The organism is Curtobacterium sp. PhB115 (assembly GCF_003752025.1).
GTDB lineage: Bacteria > Actinomycetota > Actinomycetes > Actinomycetales > Microbacteriaceae > Curtobacterium.
Window position 1 is genome coordinate 58,680 of record NZ_RJKR01000010.1, and the last position, 18,339, is coordinate 77,018.

The 18,339-nt window shown below is 70.6% G+C and carries 16 protein-coding genes; 6 read left to right on the forward strand and 10 right to left on the reverse strand.

What is annotated here, in order from left to right; all coding sequences use genetic code 11:
* Positions 1-27 precede the first annotated feature (27 nt).
* The 6 genes from EDF19_RS14510 to EDF19_RS14535 all read right to left on the reverse strand — a co-directional run bounded on the left by EDF19_RS14510 (position 28) and on the right by EDF19_RS14535 (position 6,801).
* Positions 28-1,401 carry a glucose-6-phosphate dehydrogenase gene (locus EDF19_RS14510; RefSeq protein ID WP_123681583.1) on the reverse strand — a complete coding sequence of 458 codons (1,374 nt, stop codon included), beginning with the start codon at positions 1,399-1,401 and terminating at the stop codon, positions 28-30.
* Between the two features lie 166 nt (positions 1,402-1,567).
* Complete coding sequence (locus EDF19_RS14515) at positions 1,568-1,984, reverse strand: cytochrome c oxidase subunit 4 (protein ID WP_123681584.1); 417 nt, start codon at positions 1,982-1,984, stop codon at positions 1,568-1,570.
* A 4-nt stretch (positions 1,985-1,988) separates the two neighbouring features.
* Positions 1,989-3,725 carry a cytochrome c oxidase subunit I gene (gene ctaD / locus EDF19_RS14520; protein WP_185022870.1) on the reverse strand — a complete coding sequence of 579 codons (1,737 nt, stop codon included), beginning with the start codon at positions 3,723-3,725 and terminating at the stop codon, positions 1,989-1,991.
* 11 nt (positions 3,726-3,736) lie between these two features.
* A complete protein-coding gene (gene coxB / locus EDF19_RS14525) occupies positions 3,737-4,639 on the reverse strand; it encodes a cytochrome c oxidase subunit II (RefSeq protein ID WP_123681585.1) in 903 nt (300 codons plus the stop codon).
* Between the two features lie 280 nt (positions 4,640-4,919).
* Entirely contained in the window at positions 4,920-5,291 is a 372-nt protein-coding gene (locus tag EDF19_RS14530) for an iron-sulfur cluster assembly accessory protein (RefSeq protein WP_123681586.1), read from the reverse strand.
* A 58-nt stretch (positions 5,292-5,349) separates the two neighbouring features.
* Complete coding sequence (locus EDF19_RS14535; RefSeq protein ID WP_123681587.1) at positions 5,350-6,801, reverse strand: dipeptidase; 1,452 nt, start codon at positions 6,799-6,801, stop codon at positions 5,350-5,352.
* 53 nt (positions 6,802-6,854) lie between these two features.
* Between EDF19_RS14535 and EDF19_RS14540 the strand changes: the two genes are divergently transcribed.
* Positions 6,855-7,430, forward strand: coding sequence for a DUF3043 domain-containing protein (locus EDF19_RS14540; protein WP_123681588.1), 576 nt, complete (start codon positions 6,855-6,857; stop codon positions 7,428-7,430).
* A 476-nt stretch (positions 7,431-7,906) separates the two neighbouring features.
* Here EDF19_RS14540 and EDF19_RS14545 read toward each other — a convergent pair whose 3' ends face one another.
* From EDF19_RS14545 to hisD, 3 genes are read right to left on the reverse strand one after another with little or no spacing between them, the layout of a single operon-like run.
* The gene (locus EDF19_RS14545) at positions 7,907-8,983 is read right to left on the reverse strand and encodes a quinone-dependent dihydroorotate dehydrogenase (RefSeq protein WP_123681589.1); all 1,077 of its coding nucleotides are present in this window, start codon (positions 8,981-8,983) and stop codon (positions 7,907-7,909) included.
* The gene (nrdR, locus tag EDF19_RS14550; RefSeq protein ID WP_123681590.1) at positions 8,980-9,456 is read right to left on the reverse strand and encodes a transcriptional regulator NrdR; all 477 of its coding nucleotides are present in this window, start codon (positions 9,454-9,456) and stop codon (positions 8,980-8,982) included. The genes EDF19_RS14545 and nrdR overlap by 4 nt, the downstream gene beginning before the upstream one ends.
* A 13-nt stretch (positions 9,457-9,469) precedes the next feature.
* Complete coding sequence (hisD, locus tag EDF19_RS14555; protein WP_123681591.1) at positions 9,470-10,777, reverse strand: histidinol dehydrogenase; 1,308 nt, start codon at positions 10,775-10,777, stop codon at positions 9,470-9,472.
* A gap of 52 nt (positions 10,778-10,829) precedes the next feature.
* On the opposite strand from hisD, the gene EDF19_RS14560 reads away from it, so the two are divergent.
* The 4 genes from EDF19_RS14560 (at position 10,830) to EDF19_RS19220 (ending at position 16,569) form a co-directional block, all read left to right on the forward strand.
* Positions 10,830-12,200 carry a hypothetical protein gene (locus tag EDF19_RS14560; protein ID WP_123681592.1) on the forward strand — a complete coding sequence of 457 codons (1,371 nt, stop codon included), beginning with the start codon at positions 10,830-10,832 and terminating at the stop codon, positions 12,198-12,200.
* A complete protein-coding gene (locus EDF19_RS14565) occupies positions 12,197-13,648 on the forward strand; it encodes a glycosyltransferase family 2 protein (protein WP_123681593.1) in 1,452 nt (483 codons plus the stop codon). The genes EDF19_RS14560 and EDF19_RS14565 overlap by 4 nt, the downstream gene beginning before the upstream one ends.
* A complete protein-coding gene (locus EDF19_RS14570; RefSeq protein ID WP_123681594.1) occupies positions 13,648-16,311 on the forward strand; it encodes a glycosyltransferase family 2 protein in 2,664 nt (887 codons plus the stop codon). Before EDF19_RS14565 ends, EDF19_RS14570 begins: the two co-directional genes overlap by 1 nt.
* Positions 16,312-16,413: 102 nt before the next feature.
* A complete protein-coding gene (locus EDF19_RS19220; RefSeq protein WP_181441561.1) occupies positions 16,414-16,569 on the forward strand; it encodes a hypothetical protein in 156 nt (51 codons plus the stop codon).
* 18 nt (positions 16,570-16,587) lie between these two features.
* Here EDF19_RS19220 and EDF19_RS14575 read toward each other — a convergent pair whose 3' ends face one another.
* Complete coding sequence (locus EDF19_RS14575; RefSeq protein WP_123681595.1) at positions 16,588-17,166, reverse strand: SGNH/GDSL hydrolase family protein; 579 nt, start codon at positions 17,164-17,166, stop codon at positions 16,588-16,590.
* A gap of 53 nt (positions 17,167-17,219) precedes the next feature.
* Between EDF19_RS14575 and EDF19_RS14580 the strand changes: the two genes are divergently transcribed.
* A complete protein-coding gene (locus EDF19_RS14580) occupies positions 17,220-18,335 on the forward strand; it encodes a glycosyltransferase (protein ID WP_123681596.1) in 1,116 nt (371 codons plus the stop codon).
* Positions 18,336-18,339: the final 4 nt, after the last annotated feature.

The window sequence follows — 18,339 nt, forward strand, 5'->3', positions numbered from 1 at the left end:
GTGGAGCGCATCAGGACACGGCGTGCGTCAGGAGGACGACTCCCAGTCCGCCGGACCACGCGAACCGGCGCGGTACTCCTCGAGCGGGACCTCGTCGGCCTTCCAGGCCTTGACGACCGGCTCGACGATCTCCCAGCAGCGCTCGGCCACGTCGCCGCGGATCGAGAGCAGCGGGTCGTCGTGGAAGATGCCGTTGAGGACCTCGCCGTAGGGGGTGAGCTCGCCGTCGCTGAAGGACGAGGACAGCGTGACCTGGCCCATCTCGAACGGGTTGCCGCCACCGTTGGCCGACACGGTCAGCTCGATCTCGTCCGGGTTCAGGACGATGCGCAGCGTGTCCGTCTTCGGACGACCGCTCAGGCCGGAGGGCAGACGCGTGACCGGCTTGAAGGTGATGAGGACCTCCTTGCGGCTGGCGCCGAGGGCCTTGCCGGAGCGCAGCGTGAAGGGGACGCCGGCCCAGCGGGCGGTGTCGACCTCGACCGAGATCTCGGCGAGGGTCTCCGTCTGGCGCGACGGGTCGACGCCGTCCTCGTCCTGGTACGACGGCAGGTCCTTGCCGTCGATGGTGCCGGCCGTGTAGACGGCACGACGCGAGGCGATCTTCGGGTCGTCGCCCTTGAGCCGCGTCGAACGCAGCGCACGCGCCAGCGACGAACGGAACTCGACGGCGTCGATGGCTGCCGGGGCGTCCATCGTGACCAGGCCGAGGATCTGCAGCAGGTGCGACTGGATCATGTCGACCATCGCACCGGCCTCGTCGTAGTACTGGGCACGGTTCTCGAGACCGAGGGTCTCGTCGTAGAAGACGTCGACCTTCTCGATGTTGTCCGCGTTCCAGATCGGCTCGAACAGCCGGTTCGCGAAGCGCAGACCGATGATGTTGAGCACCGTGGTGCGACCGAGGAAGTGGTCGGTGCGGTGCACGCGCTCTTCGGGGACGAGCTTGAGCACCGTCTCGTTGAGGGCCTTCGCGCTGGCGACGTCGGTGCCGAACGGCTTCTCGAACGCGAGCGTGGTGCCGGTGGGGAGCTCGACGTGCTCGAGCGCCTCGCAGATGTCCGAGGCGATCTGCGGCGGGAGTGCGAAGTACAGGATCGGCTCGGCGTCGGCCGCTGCGAGCAGTGCCTTCAGGTGCTCCGGGTCGGTGGGGTCGCCCTGGATGAACTCCGTCGAGGCGAGGGTCGCGTCGACCTCGGGGCCCTTGACGTCCTGCGACGCGAAGGACTTCGTGACGATGTCCTTCCACTGCTCCTCGGACCGGGCGCTGCGGCCCGTGCCGATCAGCTGGACGGGAACCGCTCGACCGCTCTGCAGGAACGTGCCGAGGCCCGGCAGCAGCAGGCGGGAGGCGAGGTCGCCCGTCGCGCCGAAGATGATGAGGGTGCGCTTGTCGGTCACCTGAGGTGACTCCTTTCGCTGTGGTGGGAGGTCCGCTCCAGTCAAGTCGCGGGCGGGCCCGTTTGTTCCGGATCGGGACCGGAGGTTGTGGCTGGCCCCCGGACGCACTTCGGGCGGCACCGTGTGCGGTGCCGCCCGAATGTGTCAGGTGCGCTGGAGCGCTGGGTCAGTGCCCGAAGTTGCCGCGGTAGTACTCGTAGACCCAGCCGACCAGGGTGATCGCCACGAAGACGAGCCCGATCGGGACGATCCACAGCCCGGCTGCGACACCGAGGAAGCAGAGCGCGACCGCGCCGGCCAGCAGGATGGGCCACCACGACCACGGGCTGAAGTGCCCGAGCTCGGCGTCGCCGTCCTCGATGTTGGCGTCCGGACGGTCCTCGGGCAGGTCGCCGCCCTGGGACGACATCACCTTGCCCAGGTAGAACGCGATGAAGGCGGACATCAGACCCGTGAGGCCGATGGCCACGGTGCCGACCCACTCCGGCTCACCGAAGTAGATCAGTGCCCAGATGGTGTATGCGGCGTCCGCGAGGATGAAGAACCCGAAGAGGATCCAGAACAGGTTGACGTTGGCGCGCATGGCCTTACTTCACCTCGCCCTTCGCGGCGTCGTAGGTCGGAGCGTCCGGGGCGTCCTTGGCGGGACCGACACCGATCGGCACACCCGCCTCGGGGTGGTTCAGGTCGAAGGCCGGGGACTCGGAACGGATCCGCGGGATCGACGTGAAGTTGTGGCGGGGCGGCGGGCAACTGGTGGCCCACTCGAGCGAGCGGCCGTAGCCCCACGGGTCGTTCACGGCGACCTTCGGTGCGTTCCGAGCGGTCACGTAGACGTTGAAGATGAACGGCAGGAACGAGATCGCGAGGATCATCGAGCCGATCGTCGACAGCTGGTTCATCCAGGTGAAGCCGTCGTTCGGCAGGTACGTCGCGTACCGACGCGGCATGCCGATGACGCCCAGCCAGTGCTGGATGAGGAACGTGGTGTGGAACCCGATGAACAGGAGCCAGAAGTGGATCTTGCCGAGACGCTCGTTGAGCATCTTGCCGGTCCACTTCGGCCACCAGAAGTAGAAGCCGGAGAACATCGCGAAGACGACGGTGCCGAAGACCACGTAGTGGAAGTGTGCGACGACGAAGTACGAGTCGGACACGTGGAAGTCGAGCGGCGGCGACGCCAGGATCACACCGGTGAGACCACCGAAGGTGAAGGTGATGAGGAAGCCGACGGCCCAGAGGAGCGGCGTCTCGAACGTGACCGAACCGCGCCACATCGTGCCGACCCAGTTGAAGATCTTCACGCCGGTCGGGACCGCGATGAGCATCGTCATGAGCGAGAACCACGGGAGCAGGACGCCTCCGGTGACGTACATGTGGTGCGCCCACACCGTGACCGACAGGGCTGCGATGGCGATGGTCGCGTAGACGAGGGTCTTGTACCCGAAGATCGGCTTGCGGCTGAAGACCGGGAAGACCTCGGAGACGATGCCGAAGAACGGCAGGGCGATGATGTAGACCTCGGGGTGGCCGAAGAACCAGAAGAGGTGCTGCCAGAGCAGGGCTCCGCCGTTGGCCGGGTTGAAGATCTGGGCGTCGAACACGCGGTCGAGCCCGAGGCCGAACAGCGCCGTCGCGAGGACCGGGAAGGCCATCAGCACGAGGAGGGCCGTCACGAGGGTGTTCCACGTGAAGATCGACATGCGGAACATGGTCAGACCCGGGGCACGCATCGTGATGATCGTGGTGATGAAGTTCACCGCACCGAGGATCGTCGAGAAGCCGGTCATGCCGAGCCCGAAGACCCACAACGTGCCGCCGAGCCCTGGTGTGAACGTCGTGTCACTCAGTGGGGCGTAGGCGAACCAGCCGAAGGACGCGGCGCCCTGCGGGGTGAGGAAGCCACCGACCGCGATGAGCGAGCCGAACAGGTACAGCCAGAAGGCGAACCCGTTGAGTCGCGGGAAGGCGACGTCGGGGGCACCGATCTGCAGCGGCATGATCGCGTTCGCGAAGCCGGAGAACAGCGGCGTCGCGAACATCAGCAGCATGATCGTGCCGTGCATCGTGAAGAGCTGGTTGTACTGCTCCTTCGTCGCGACCACGTGCAGGCCGGGCTCGAACAGCTGGGCGCGGATGACCAGGGCCATCACACCCGCGAGCAGGAAGAAGACGAACGACGCGATCAGGTACATGTACCCGATGGTCTTGTGGTCGGTGGAGGTGATCCACCGGACGATGATGTTGCCCTTCCGGCCCACCTTCGACGCCTGGAAGTCCGGCGTCGAGGTCTGGGTCGGTTGGCCGACGAGTGACGTTGTCATCTGACGAGCCCCTACTTGTTCTCGCTGGACGCCTCGACCGGCGCCTTGTTGTTCGGTTCGTTCGTGTTGGTGTTGTACTCGTCGCCGAGGAGGCCGACCTTGCCCTGCTCGGTGAGGGTGTCGAGGTACGCCTGGTACTGCGTCGGCGTGACGACCTTCACCTGGAAGAGCATGAGCGAGTGGTACTCACCGCAGAGCTCGGCGCACTTGCCTTGGTAGGTGCCGAGCTTCTCCGGGATGAAGTACTCCCAGTTCGTCTTGCCCGGGAGCATGTCCTTCTTGTAGAGGAAGTCGATGATCCAGAAGGAGTGGTCGACGTCACGCGAGGAGAGCTCGATCGCGACCTTCTTGCCCTTGGGCAGGTACAGGGTCGGGAGCTGCGACTCGTCGATGGCCCCGTCGGCGTTCTCTTCTTCCTGGGCCTGGATGCCCTGGTAGTAGACGCTGTCCTCGGGGTTGTTCTTGTCGATGTAGTTGAAGTCCCACGCCCAGCGCTTGCCGTAGACGTGGATCGTCGCGTCGGGGTTCGTGAACGGCTTCTCGATCGCGGCCTGGTCCTTCGCGGTGAAGGCGAAGAAGCCGAGCACCAGGATCAGCGGCACGATCGTGTAGAAGATCTCGAGCGGCATGTTGTAGCGCATCTGCACGGGCAGGCCGGTCTGGCCCTTCCGGCGGCGGTACACGATCGCTGCCCAGATGATCAGGCCCCACACGATGAGACCGACGGCGAGGAGCACGACCCAGCTGGTGGTCCACAGGCCGACGATGCGGCTCGTGTGGTTCGTGACGTCCTTCGTCTCCTCCGTGCCGGGGAGCCATCCGTTCATCTGCTGCTGCGTGCAGCCAGCCAGTGCGATGACCAGACCGACGGCCACCGGGACGGCCGCCCAACGTATACGGCGATTCGAACGCACTGTTACCTCTCGCAAAAGACGTGAGCTCGGAGCCGAGCACAGCGAGCAGCACGGAGGCGGCTCTTGGGTGGCTCCCAGCTTGATTGGAACACTCCTAGCTTACTCGCAGCTCGGTACCGCTCGCGCACACCCGACACGCCTCTGGCCCCGATCCGCACCCCCGGAGTCCGGGTTTTCCCCGGTCATGCCGCGCTCGAGTGCGCCCGCTCCCCCATGGAGAACGCGAGCGGGGAGCGGCCGTGTCGGCCACTCCCCGCTCGCGTGTCGGATCGCTCGGCGATCAGTGGAAGCTGTCACCGCACGCGCAGCTGCCCTGCGCGTTGGGGTTGTCGATCGTGAAGCCCTGCTTCTGGATCGTGTCCTCGAAGTCGATCGTCGCGCCGTCGAGGTACGGGACGCTCATCTTGTCGACGACGACCTCGACCCCGTCGAACTCGGCGGTGGTGTCACCGTCGAGCAGACGCTCGTCGAAGTAGAGCTGGTAGATCAGGCCGGAGCAGCCACCGGGCTGCACGGCGAGGCGCAGTCGGAGGTCGTCGCGCCCCTCTTGCTCGAGGAGGCTGGCCACCTTGCCGGCAGCGGCGTCGCTCAGGAGGACGCCGTGGGACGCTGCCTCGGTCGCCGGTGCTTCGTCGGTGATGGTGTCGCTCATCGCGCGTCTCCCTCCGGGCGGTGCCGTTCACCGCGCCTGGCGTCGATTGTAAGCACCGTCAGCTGCGCGTCGCGAGCCTGGCGAGCAGGATCGTCTCCGACGCGATCGCACGGTGCAGCACGCCGAGGTGCTGGGACTCGTTCGGGCTGTGCGCACGGGTGTCCGGGTCCTCGACGCCCGTCACCAGGATCTGCGCCTCCGGGAACTCGGCGGCCAGGTCCGAGACGAACGGGATCGAGCCGCCGATGCCCTGTTCGACCGCCTCGGCGCCCCAGCCCTCGCGCATGGCGGTCCGGGCCTCCTGCACGGCCCAGCCGGCGGTGTCGACGAGGAAGCCGTCGCCGCTGTCCGCCTCGGTGATCTCGAGCTTCGCGCCGAACGGCACGTGCTCGCGCAGGTGCCGCTCGACGGCCGCGTACGCCGCCGGACCGTCCTGCCCGGGGGCGATGCGGACCGAGACGCGGGCGGACACCGTCGGCAGGAGCGTGTTCGAGGCGTTCGCGACGCTCGGGACGTCCATGCCGGTCACGGTGATCGACGGCTGGAACCACATCCGCGACAGCACCGCGCCGGTGCCGATCGGGCGGACGCCGGGCAGCAGTGCGGCGTCGGCGGCGAGCTCGTCGTCCGTGCGGTCCGGCACGTCGGCGTCGTACGAGGTCAGGCCCTCGACCGCGACCGAGCCGGCATCGTCGTGCAGCGAGGAGAGCAGCTTCACCATCGGGATCATCGCGTCGGGGGCCGCTCCCCCGAACATGCCGCTGTGGCTCGCGTGCTCGAGGGTGGTCAGCGTGAGCTTGAACGTCACGTTCCCGCGCAGGGACACCGTGATCGAGGGGACGTCGACCGACCAGTTGTCGCTGTCCGCGACCACGATGACGTCGGCGGCGAGGTGCTCCTTCTGCTCCCGCAGGAACGTGCGGAACGAGCGGGAGCCGAACTCCTCCTCGCCCTCGACGAACAGCACGACACCGAGGTCGAGGTCGTCGCCGAACTGCGCGTGGATCGCCCGCAGCGAGGCGATGTGCGTCATCACGCCGGCCTTGTCGTCCGAGGCACCGCGGCCGTACAGCCGGTCACCGCGGAGCGTCGGCTCGAACGGCGGCGTCTCCCAGAGTGCGTCGTCGCCTTGCGGCTGCACGTCGTGGTGCGCGTAGAGCATCACGGTCGGCTTGCCGTTCCGGGCGGGTCGCACCGCGAGGACCGCCGGCTGGCCGAGGCCCGTCGCCGCGTCCGCCTCGGCGACGGCGGCCGTGGAGCCGTCGAAGGCCGAGCGGATGATCCGCACGTCGTCGGCGCCGAACACGCCGGTGGACCGCGCCAGGTCCGCGACGGCCTCGGCGCTCGCCCGCACGTTCGCGGGGTCGAACGCCGACCAGGACACCGACGGCAGGCGCACGAGCGCGGACAGATCGGCGATCGTGGCGGGCAGTGCGCCCTGCACCTGTTCGCGGAGGGCGTCGAGGAGTGCGGGGTCGGTCGCGGTGCTGTGCTGTTCGGTGTCGGTCATGCCCGGTAATCTAGAGGACGATCCCGCACGCACACCGCCGTTAGGAACGCACCGTGGCGAAGGCAGCCCCCAAGACCAACACGACCGTGAACCCCTCCGAGGAAGAACTCCTCGAGCAGGGCAAGGGCCGCCCGACGCCGTCCCGCCGTGAGCGCGAGGCCGCGAACCGTCGCCCGCTCGTCGGCAACACGCCGGTGGACAAGAAGGCGGCGCGTGCACGGCTCAACTCCGACCGCGAGCGTGCCCGAGTCGGCATGGCGAACGGCGAGGAGCGCTACCTGCCGGCGAAGGACCGCGGTGACCAGCGACGCTTCGTCCGCAACTGGATCGATGCCCGCTGGAACGTCGGCGAGATCATGATGCCGGTGCTCGTCGTCTTCCTGATCGTCGGTTTCGCAGCGTCGCAGACCGCACTCGCCTCGTACTCGCTCCTGCTCGTCTGGGCGTTCGTGGCACTCTTCGTGATCGACTGCGTCGTGCTCTGGCTCTCCCTGCGCCGCAAGCTCACCACGAAGTTCGGCGAGATGCAGCGCGGCACGTTCCTCTACATCCTGACGCGGGCGTGGCAGCTGCGCTTCCTGCGTCTGCCGAAGCCGCAGGTCAAGCGGGGCCAGTACCCCACGCTCTGACCCGCGCGCGAGCGCACCGAAGCGCCGTCCGGCCTCGCCGGGCGGCGCTTCGTCGTTCCCGCGCAGCGCGCGCGGCGCGATGGTGAGCAGAAATGGTCGAGTCAGTAGCGCGCACCCGACCATTTCTGCTCACGAAACGGAGGGGCGGGCGGCGCGCGGCGCGGCGCGCGGCGCGGCGCGCAGCGCGCGCGGCGCGATGGTGAGCAGAAATGGTCGAGTCGGCAGCGCGCACCCGACCATTTCTGCTCATCAAGCGGCAGGCGGCGCGAGCCCCACGCGCGCACAGGGCGGACGGGAGGCGCGGGACGGCGCCGCCACGGACCTCCCGGCCGTCCGGGGCGTGCGTGACGCCGGGGGCGGCCCCGTGGTGCGTCAGCGCGTCCGGGTCAGCACGCTCAGCGCGCTCAGCGCTCAGCGCGCTCAGCACGCGCAGCGCAGCGCAGCACGCGCAGCGCAGCACGCGCAGCGCAGCGCGCTCAGCGCGTGGCGCGCCGCAAGCGACGCCGCCGCAAGCGGTTGATGCGGGTCGCCCAGGTCGGCCCCTCGTAGAGGAACGCCGTGTAGCCCTGCACGAGCGTCGCGCCGGCCTCGATGCGGTCCTGGACGTCCTGCTCGGTGGTGACACCGCCGACCGCGATCACGCAGAAGTCGTCCGGCACGGCGGCACGGACGCGCCGCAGGACCTCGAGCGACCGTGCGGCGACGGGTGCGCCGGAGAGCCCCCCGGCGCCCATCGCCTCGACGTCGGACGGGTCGGCGGTCAGGTTCTCGCGCGAGATCGTGGTGTTGTTCGCGATGACCCCGGCGAGCCCGAGCGACACCGCGAGCTCCGCGATGGCGTCGACCTGCTCGTCGGTCAGGTCCGGCGCGATCTTGACGAGCACGGGGACCCGGCCGGCAGAGTCACGCACCGCGGACAGCAGCGGACGGAGCTGGTCGAGCTCCTGCAGGCCGCGCAGACCCGGGGTGTTCGGCGAGCTGACGTTGACCGCCAGGTAGTCGGCGAACGGCGCGAGCAGGCGGGTGGACTCGAGGTAGTCGTCGACGGCGTCCTCGACCGCGACGACCCGGCTCTTGCCGATGTTCACACCGATGACGGGACGGCCGGGGTTCCGCCGGGCTCGCTCGAGGCGTCGTGCTGCAGCGGGCGCGCCGTGGTTGTTGAAGCCCATCCGGTTGATGAGCGCCCGGTCGGCGATGAGCCGGAAGAGTCGCGGTCGCTCGTTGCCGGGCTGGGGCTTCGCGGTGATCGTGCCGACCTCGACGTGGCCGAAGCCGAGCAGACCGAGTCCGCCGATGCCCTTGGCGTCCTTGTCGAACCCGGCGGCGAGGCCGAACCGGGACGGGAAGTGGATCCCCATCGTGGTGATGCCGTCCTTGCCCGAGGGCCGGGAGTACCGCTCGACCAGACCGCTCACGATCGGGACGTGCGGCAACACCTTGATGACCGCGAACGCGAGGTGGTGGGCCCGCTCCGGGTCCATGTTCGCGAACACGGAACGGAACACGACGGCGTAGCCACCGCGGACGAGTCGTTCCGCGATGTTGCTCACGCGTCGGCGCCCGTCGCCGTGGCGCTGTGGTGGTCGATGCGGAGCTGGCCGATGGCGTCCTCGAAGTCCTCGAGCGAGTCGAAGGCCTGGTAGACGCTGGCGAACCGGAGGTACGCGACCTCGTCGAGCTCACGGAGCGGCGCGAGGATCGCGAGCCCGATGTCGTTCGCGTCGATCTGGCTCGAGCCGGAGGACCGCACGGTCTCCTCGACCCGCTGCGCGAGCACCGCGAGGTCGCCGTCGGTGACCGGGCGGCCCTGGCACGCCTTGCGCACGCCGGAGACGATCTTGTCGCGGCTGAAGGGTTCGGTGACGCCGTTGCGCTTCACCACGTTGAGCGAAGCGGTCTCGGTCGTCGAGAACCGGCGCCCGCAGTTGGGGCACTGGCGGCGGCGTCGGATGGAGGTACCGTCGTCGCTCGTCCGGGAGTCGACGACGCGGGAGTCCGGGTGGCGGCAGAAGGGGCAGAACATGTCGTCGCCCAGGCTACCGGTTCGTGCGCTCCGTCACGGCGGCGCCGTGCGCGGGGAGCTGCTCCTCCGTCGACAGGGCGACGATGTGCCCGGCGACCTCGTCGAGGGCCGTGGCCGAGTACCGGATGACCTGCTGCGGCCGGAGGAACGTCGACGCGGACAGCCCGGAGCCGAAGCGTGCCTGGCCGCCGGTGGGCAGCACGTGGTTCGACCCGGCCAGGTAGTCCCCCAGGCTGACGGGCGTGCTCGGTCCGACGAACACCGCACCGGCGGCGTCGATGTCGGCGAGCACGGCGTCGTCGTCCGCGGTCTGGATCTCGAGGTGCTCCGGCCCGTACGCGTTGCTGACGGTCGCGGCGTCGGCGAGCGAGTCCACCAGCACGACCGCCGACTGCGGTCCGTCCAGGGCGGCCTGGAGGCGCGCAGCCGTCCCGAGCACCGCCGTGCGTTCCGGGATGGCGGCTTCCACCGCGTCGGCGAACGCCGCCGACGTCGTCACCAGCACACTGCCGGCCTGCTCGTCGTGCTCGGCCTGGCTGATGAGGTCGGCGGCGACGAACCCGGGGTCGGCGGTGTCGTCCGCGATCACGAGGATCTCGGTGGCACCGGCCTCGGCGTCGATGCCGACGACCCCGCGCACCAGGCGCTTCGCCGCGGCGACGTAGTTGTTGCCAGGGCCGGTGACGAGGTCGACCGGTTCGAGGTCGATCGACGGCACGCCGTACGCCAGCGCACCGATCGCGCCGGCACCGCCCATCGCGTAGACCTCGTCGATGCCGAGCAGCCCGGCCGCGGCGAGGATCGTCGGGTGCACCGCGCCGCCGTGGTCGCGCTGCGGCGGGGACACGAGGGCGATCGAGCGGACGCCGGCGACCTGGGCCGGCACCACGTTCATCACGACGCTCGACGGGTACACGGCCTTGCCGCCGGGCACGTACAGGCCGACGCGGCGCATCGGCTGCCAGCGCTGGTGGACCTCGGCGCCGTCGGCGAGCGTGGTGACCGAGGCGGCGGGCACCTGGGCGGCGCTGGCGGCCCGGACGCGGCGGATGGCCTCGTCGAGGGCCGTCCGGAGCTCCGGGGTGAGACCGGCGACGGCCGCGGCGATCTCGGCGGCGGGCACGCGGACGTTCGCGGGGGCACCGCCGTCGAACCGTTCGGCCTGGTCGCGCAGCGCGTCCGCTCCCCGGTGTCGGACGTCCTGGACGAGCTCGCGCGCGGCGTCGACGGCGTGCGAGACGTCGCCGATGGCACGGGGCATGAGTCGGAGGAGTTCGGCACGGGCGGGCAGGCCGCCGCGGAGGTCGATTCGCTGCATCATCAGGGGACAAGCCTACCGAGGCGGACCGCGCGGCCCAGTAACGTGAGGGACGATGAACTTCGAGAAGGCCCGGCGCCTCGTCAGCGACCTCGTGCGCGTCAACGAGCGGTACGCGCGGGACGGCCACTACAGGAACGACGTCCGCGAACGACTCGGCCGGACGGTGTCCCGCATCGACGTCGGTGTCGCCCGGCGGGAGCGCGACCGTGCACCGCTGACCGCCCGTCCGTTCGAGGGGCTGGTCGAGACGAGCCTGGCGATCGCCGGCATCCGGACCGTCGACCGCGCGCCCGAGGTCGTCCTCGTCGTCGACGAGCTGCGCGAGGGCGCCGCGTTCGCCGGTGTGCAGACCGCCCTCGCCGTCGCGATCGCGCTCGGTGCGCGACTCGGACGCCCGGTCCGGGTCGTCATGGTCCGCTGGACGACACCGGGCAACAGCGCCGCCGCCGCCGAGGCTCTCGTCGCCGACCGGTTCCCGGAGTCGCGCGTCGACGGCCGCCCGGGGGTCCAGGTCGTCCGCCGCGAGGACGTCCTCGGCACCGAGTTCGGCCGCGACGACGTGTGGATCGCCACGCACTGGAAGACGGCGCACCCGATCGACGTCGCCGTGACCGCCGGCGTGATCGCCCGCGACCGCGTCGTGTACCTGGTGCAGGACTACGAGCCCGGTTTCAGCCCGTGGTCGACCGAGTACGCGGTCGCTGCCTCCACCTACCGCGCCGGTTTCCGGATGCTCGTGAACTCGGAGCCGCTCCGCCGGTACCTCTCCGAGGTCGAGGGCCTCGACGTGCCGTCCGAGCGCACCTTCGCCCCGCACCTCGACGTCGACCTGCTCGACCGTGTCGCGGGTGCCCGGCAGCACGAGGACGTCGTGCGCGTCCTCTTCTACGGCCGTCCGGGCAAGCACCGCAACCTGTTCCGGCTCGGGGTCGCCGCACTGCGCGTCGCCGTGCAGGAGCTCGCCGCCGACGGCATCCGGGTCGAGTTCCACTCCGCCGGCGAGCAGCACGGCGACGTCGAGCTCGACGGCGGCCGGGGCGACGTCAAGCTCGTGAGCCACGGCACGATGCCCTGGGACGACTACTTCCGCTTCATCGCGTCGACGAACGTGGTCCTGTCGTTGCAGCACAGCCCGCACCCCAGCCACCCGCCGTTCGACGGTGCGATCTCCGGCGCACGGGTGGTGACGAACGAGTTCCGCGACACCCGGGCGCACCTGCACCCGAACCTCACCGCGGTCCCCGCCGACGCCCGGTCCCTCGGACTCGCCGTCGCCGATGCCGTCCGCCGCGCCGCAGCGGACGGACCCACCGGGTTCGTGCCGCTCGCCGACGGTGCGCTCGGCGGCCCGCTCGACGCCGCGGTCGACGCGCTCGCCACCGAACTCGACCGCACGGACGCACACGAGGAGACCACCCGATGAGCCGCTCCAGCCTGGTCGTCGTCCCCGTGTACGGCGACCTCGACTCCCTGCTGCGCTGCGTCGACGGGCTCGTCGAGCACCTCGACACATCGGTGCACCGGGCCCTGCTCGTCAACGACTGCGGCCCCGACGTCGACGCGATCGAGCGTGCCCTGCTCGAGCGGATCGACGGACGCCCCGGGTTCCGGTACGAGCGCAACGACGCCAACCTCGGCTTCGTCGGGACCTGCAACCGTGCCGTCCTCGAGCTCGACACCGGCGACACCAGCGCCCCCGAGGCCGTGCTCCTGCTGAACAGCGACGCGGTGCCCACAGCGGGCTTCCTCGACGCGATGCTCCAGGTGCTCGACGAGGACCACACCGGCGTCGTCACGGCGCGGAGCGACAACGCGACGATCGCGAGCATCCCGTACCGCCTGACCGACCGCGGTGCCGCCCGCACCGAGGCACGCACACGCCGTGTCTGGGGCGAACTCGCGCCGCTGCTGCCCGTGTCGCAGGTCCTGCCGGTCGCGATGGGCTTCTGCTTCCTCACCCGCCGCGAGCTCATCGCCGAGCACGGGCTGTTCGACGAGGCCTTCGCCCCCGGGTACGGCGAGGAGAACGACTACTGCCTGCGCATCGCCGAGCACGGTTGGCTGGCGAAGATCGCGAACCGTGCGCTCGTGCTGCACGCCGGCGGCAAGAGCTTCTCGGGCAACCGCACCGCCCTGCGCGCCGCGCACCAGCGTGTGCTCGAAGGTCGGTACCCGTTCCTGCCGGACGCCGTGGCCGCCTACCAGCGGCACGGCATGACGGCCACCGAACGGTTCGCCGACGTCCTGGTCCCCTCCGGGAAGCCCCCGCGGCTCGCCGTTGACCTGCGGCACGTCGCGGACGCCGACGCGCTGGTCCGCGAGATCGACGCGGCCTTCGGGGACGGTTTCGCCCTGGAGGCGCGGCTCCCCGCCGGCACGACCGCTCCGGCCGCGTGGACCGTCACCTCGAAGGACCCCGATCCCGACGACCTCGTGACCGTCGCCGTGCTCGTGGACCCCTCGCCCGCCGAGGTCGTCGCGGCCAACCGTCGGGCGCTGCACCTCGTGGTCGTCCGGTCCGCTCCCCCGACGGTGCCGTGGTCGTCACGGGCGCACCGGACGGGTGCCGACACCGTCGCGGCCGTCGTGGACCGCTTCGCCGAGGTCGTCGCACCCGGCGAGGTCGCCGACGCCCGCGAGGGCATCGAGAACTCCCTGATGGCTCCCGTCGACGGCACGGCCGCCGCGCTCGAAAGCCGGTGGGCGGCACTGCTCCCCCTCGACCTCACGGCCGCCGACGTCGCCGCAGCCAGCGCCGCCGACGAGGTCGTGCGCCTGCGCCGTGAACTCGACGACCTGCGCGCGAGCCGTTCGTTCCGCACGGGCCAGGCGATCGCGAAGGTCGCCTCCCGTCTGCCGGGGCGCCGCTGATGGTCGACCGCGGGGGCATCGGCGGGGTCGCACGCCGGGTCGCACGGCGGCTGCGCGGACCCGAACGACCGCTCACCACAGCAGACCGGCTCGACCGCTGGGCGCAACGGATCGTCGAGTTCGGCGTCCTCGACCGCGCGTACCTGGAGGCGCAGACCGGCCGGAGGTTCGCCAGCGACGCCGAGGCGGTCTCCTTCTACGTCCACAACGACGGCCAGCGTGGACTCTCGCTCAGCCCGCTCATCGAACCGGAGTGGATGCGCGAGCACCAGCCCGTGCCCGCGATGTCCTGGTACGACGCGCTCCACCAGGAGGGCCCCGAGCTCTTCCAGACCGGACCCCTCTTCGACGCCGGCGTCCACGCAGCATCGCGGCCGGCGGCCGACCGCCCGGCGTCCACGCTCGATGCGCTCCGCGACTTCCTGCGGAACGCGACCGACGCGACCACGCTCCCCGTGCCTCCAGGCCGACGTGGCCACGCACCCACCTGGGGCGCCGCGCGCGACGCAGCCATGTCGGCGGCCCGCGCGTTCGCCGACGCGCAGCACCGCACCCGCCGGCGCTACCGGAGCGCGTGGGACGGGCCGGACGTCGCCGAGGCGCTCAGCCGGTACCCGCGCGGAGCCGCACGCCGCGACGCCGAACAGCCGCTCGTCTCCGTCGTCATGCCCGTGCACCGTCGCGCGGACGTCGTCGGCGCGGCGATCGCGTCCGTCCGCGCGCAGCAGTACGCGAACTGGGAGCTGCTCGTCGTCGACGACGGCTCCGGGGACGACACCGTCGACGTCGTCCGGGCCGCGGCCGCCGACGAACCGCGCACACGCCTGATCGAACGGGCGAACGGCGGTGCCGGCGCCGCACGCAACACCGGACTCGCCGCGGTCCGTGGCGACTTCGTGGCCTTCCTCGACGCCGACAACACCTGGCGGCCCGAGCACCTGTCCGCCGCCGTCGCGGCGCTGCTCGAGACCGACGGTGCCGGGGTGCACACCGGCGTCCGGATGATCGGCGCGAACAACGCCGACGACTCCACCGCCCCCGTCGAGACGTACCGGGGCGAGGACGGCACGCTCGACGACCTGCTCGCCGGCAACTTCATCGACCTGAACGCGCTCGTCGTCCGCCGTGACGTCGCCGCAGCCGTCGGGCCGTTCGACGAGACGCTCCGCCGCTGGATCGACTGGGAGTGGCTGCTCCGCATCGGGAAACGGTTCGGGGTGCCCACGTACGTGCCCGTCATCGGCGTCGACTACGACAACGTGCGGGACCCGCGACGGGTCTCCTCCGCCCAGCCCGCGTCGTGGCAGGAGGTCGCGCTCGCCAGGCACCGCATCGACTGGGACGCCCTGGCCGCCGCCGCACCGTCACGCGACGGCGGGCTCGTCTCGGTCGTCGTGCCGGTGTTCCGCGACTGGACGATGACCCGCCGCGCGGTCGACGCCGTGCTCGGTGCGGCGGACCACGACGGCGACCGCGTCGAGGTCGTGCTCGTCGACAACGGCTCCCCACGGTCGGTGTCCGCCGTCCTCGGGGCCTGGTTCCGCGACGAACCACGCGTGCTGCTGCAGCGCGAGGACCGGAACCGGAACTTCGGGCTCGGCAGCGACCTCGGGCTCGCGCGGTCCGGTGGTGGCGTCGTCGTGATGCTCAACAACGACACGGAGGTCGGGGCCGGGTGGCTGCGGCCGCTGGTGTCGGCGCTCGAGGACCCGTCGGTGCTCGGCGCGCAACCGCTGCTCGTCTACCCGGACGGCGTCGTGCAGGCCGCCGGCACGGTGTTCGGCGGTGACAAGGTGTTGCCGTGGCACTTCCTCGGCGACCACCCGCGGCACGATGCGGAGCGGGCGTTCGGGGGCGGGGCTGCCGGGCCGTCGGTTGGTGCTGCGCGGCCCGCCGGGCCGTTGGTTGGTGCTGCTCGGCCTGCGGGGCTTCCACGGTTCTCCGCGATCACGGCTGCGGCTGCTGCGTTCCGGGCCGCCGACCTGATCCGCTGGCAGGGGTTCGACCCCGTGTTCGCGAACGGGCTCGAAGACGTCGACCTGTGTCTGCGGGCGCTCGCGTCGTCACCGGCCGGCTCGGCCTTCGTCGTCGTGCCGTCCTCGGTCGTCGTGCACCACGAGAGCCGCTCCCCAGGTCGAGACGACGCCCGCGTCGACAACCGGCGGGTGTTCGACGAGCGGTGGCGAGGGCGGTACCCAGCGGCGGACGCTGCGGAGCGCTACGAGGCGGCCGGGCTCCGGTACCTCGGTGTCGAGCCAGGGCTGCCGAAGGGGCACCGGGTGATGGTGCGGTCGTCGCGGCCGGTCGTCGTCCGGGGCGGCTCCGATGCTGCGGGTGCTGCGGGTGGTTCCGGTCTTCGGGTCGCTCTGAAGCACGACGGGTCACGGGTGGCGGACGTCACCGCGTTGTTGTCCGCGCTCGAGACGGCCGGGCACACCGTGCAGGTCGACGTCCCGACGTCCTGGTACCGGGGATCGAGCGGGCTCGACGACGTCACCGTGCTGGTCAGCGGCGGCACGGACTCCGGGTCCGTCTCGTGGGTCCCGCAGCCGGGTGCCCGGAACATCGTGTGGCTCGGTGCGGGGCAGGCCGTGACGGAGGGGGACTTCGCGGTGGTCGTCGCGGCCGGGGACGATGCTGCGCAGGTCGTGCGAGCGCTCTGACGCGAGGCTCCCTCGCGTCCGGGGCTGATTCTTCGGACATGTTCACCGTCCTCATGGTCGTGTGCCGCAGAGCGTTCACCTTCGCGGAGCAGAGTTCCGGGTATGTCGCTCCTCTCGGAAGCAATGCGGTCGACCTTCACGACCAAGTGCGTGGTGTGCAGCGCAGTCATCCGCAAGCGCGACGCGCTCGACCACGACGGACACGCGTTCTGCTCGGTCCTGCACGAGGCCGAGTACATCGTCGCGACGCTCGACTGACGTCGGCCCGTCCTCAGCTCACTGGTTGAGGCCGGTGGTTGCTGCGGCCTGCCGGATGAAGAGCCGCATGCGGACCGCCGCCTCCGTGGAGACGTGCGGGAGCGGGTGCGTCCCGTCGTCGGACGAGCCGCCACCCCATGAGTTGTTGGACGCCCGGGCGAACGCGAACGGGTCGGCGACGACCCACCCGCGCCGTGCGCCGAGGTCGAACAAGTGCCGGTTCGCCACGACGCCGTTCGCCCGCTGGTTCACGGCACCGTCGCTGTGGTTGCTCGGTGGCACGAGACACAGGAGCGCGGTCTGGCACTCGGCGAACCGCACGATCTTCTCGATGTTCGCCGTCATCTCCTCGAAGGGGACGCCCTGGCGGACATCGTTCATCCCGAGCATGACCACGAGCACGTCGGCCAACGAACGACGCACCTGACCGAACGCACGTTCTGACGTCGCGTCGTCCTCGGCGAAGCCGCCCACGAGCCGCAGGCGCCGGTCGCCGATCTGGTCACGCCAGGACTCCGGCCGCGCAGTGACGGAGTCACCCGACACGGCGAAGGTCAGCGATGTATCGGCGGTGATCCTGGAACGAGCTCTGAACATCCCTCGATGCTATCGATCACAGCGACGCCCTCGAGCCCTCGTAGGATCGCTCTGTGGCAGCAACAGCGCGCTCGCGGTCTCGCGGAGGCCGTCCACCGCGGCTCGCGGTCTTCCCGGTCTACCGCGACAACCCGTACCTGAACCTCATGCTCCTGGCCCCACGGGCGTCGGGCTGGGACGTCCTCGAGTCCGCGAGGCTCGAGCGCTTCGAGCAGGACCTCGCGTCCCTCGGCACCGGGGACGTCGCGCACGTGCACTGGACGGCTCCCATCGTGCAGCGCGCGGACGACACCGACGAGGCAGCCGACCGACTCGGTCGGTTCCGGACCGCGGTCGACAATGCACGCACACGCGGCGCCCGGATCCTCTGGACGGTCCACAACGCGCTCGCGCACGACGTGCGGCACGAGGACCTCGAGATCGCGCTCAACCGCTACCTGGCCACGACGGCTGATGTGGTCCACGTCATGAACACGCGCACGCCCGATGCGGTCGCAGCGTTCTACGACCTCTCGGGGCGAACGGTCGAGCACATCCCGCATCCGAGCTACCGAGGGATCTACGACGGCGTCGGGTCCCGGGCAGAGGCACGATCGCGGTTCGGACTCGACGACGACGAGATTGCGGTGCTGTTCTTCGGGCAGATCCGTCCGTACAAGGGGGTCGATGTCCTCATCGAGGCCCTCGAGCGAGCGGAGCCGGCGCGCCGCTTCGTCCTCCTCCTCGCGGGGAGGACGTCGGCAGAGGACGAAGCGATCATCGATCGGCTCCTGCCCGACGGACTCCGCACGGTTCGACACCACGACTACGTGGACGATGCGGACGTCAAGGTCTGGTTCGACGCGGCGGACGTCGCGGTGCTGCCGTACCGTCGCATCCTGAACTCCGGCAGCCTGCACCTCGCTGCGACGTTCGGCGTGCCCGCTGTGCTGCCCGACGAACCGCACCTCCGGAGCGACTTCGGAAGTGAACCTTGGATCCGGTGGTTCGAGCCCGGTGATCCTGGCGCACTCGCTCGGGTGTTGTCGGGGCCCGTGCCGGAGCGAGGAGCCTCGCGCGCGTTCACGACACGGCTCTCGCCGTTCGCCGTCTCCCGACGGTACGACGCGCTCCTCCGGGACATGACGGTCGGCCGGTCGGACGTTGCCGCATCTGGCCCTGAGGCATAATCAG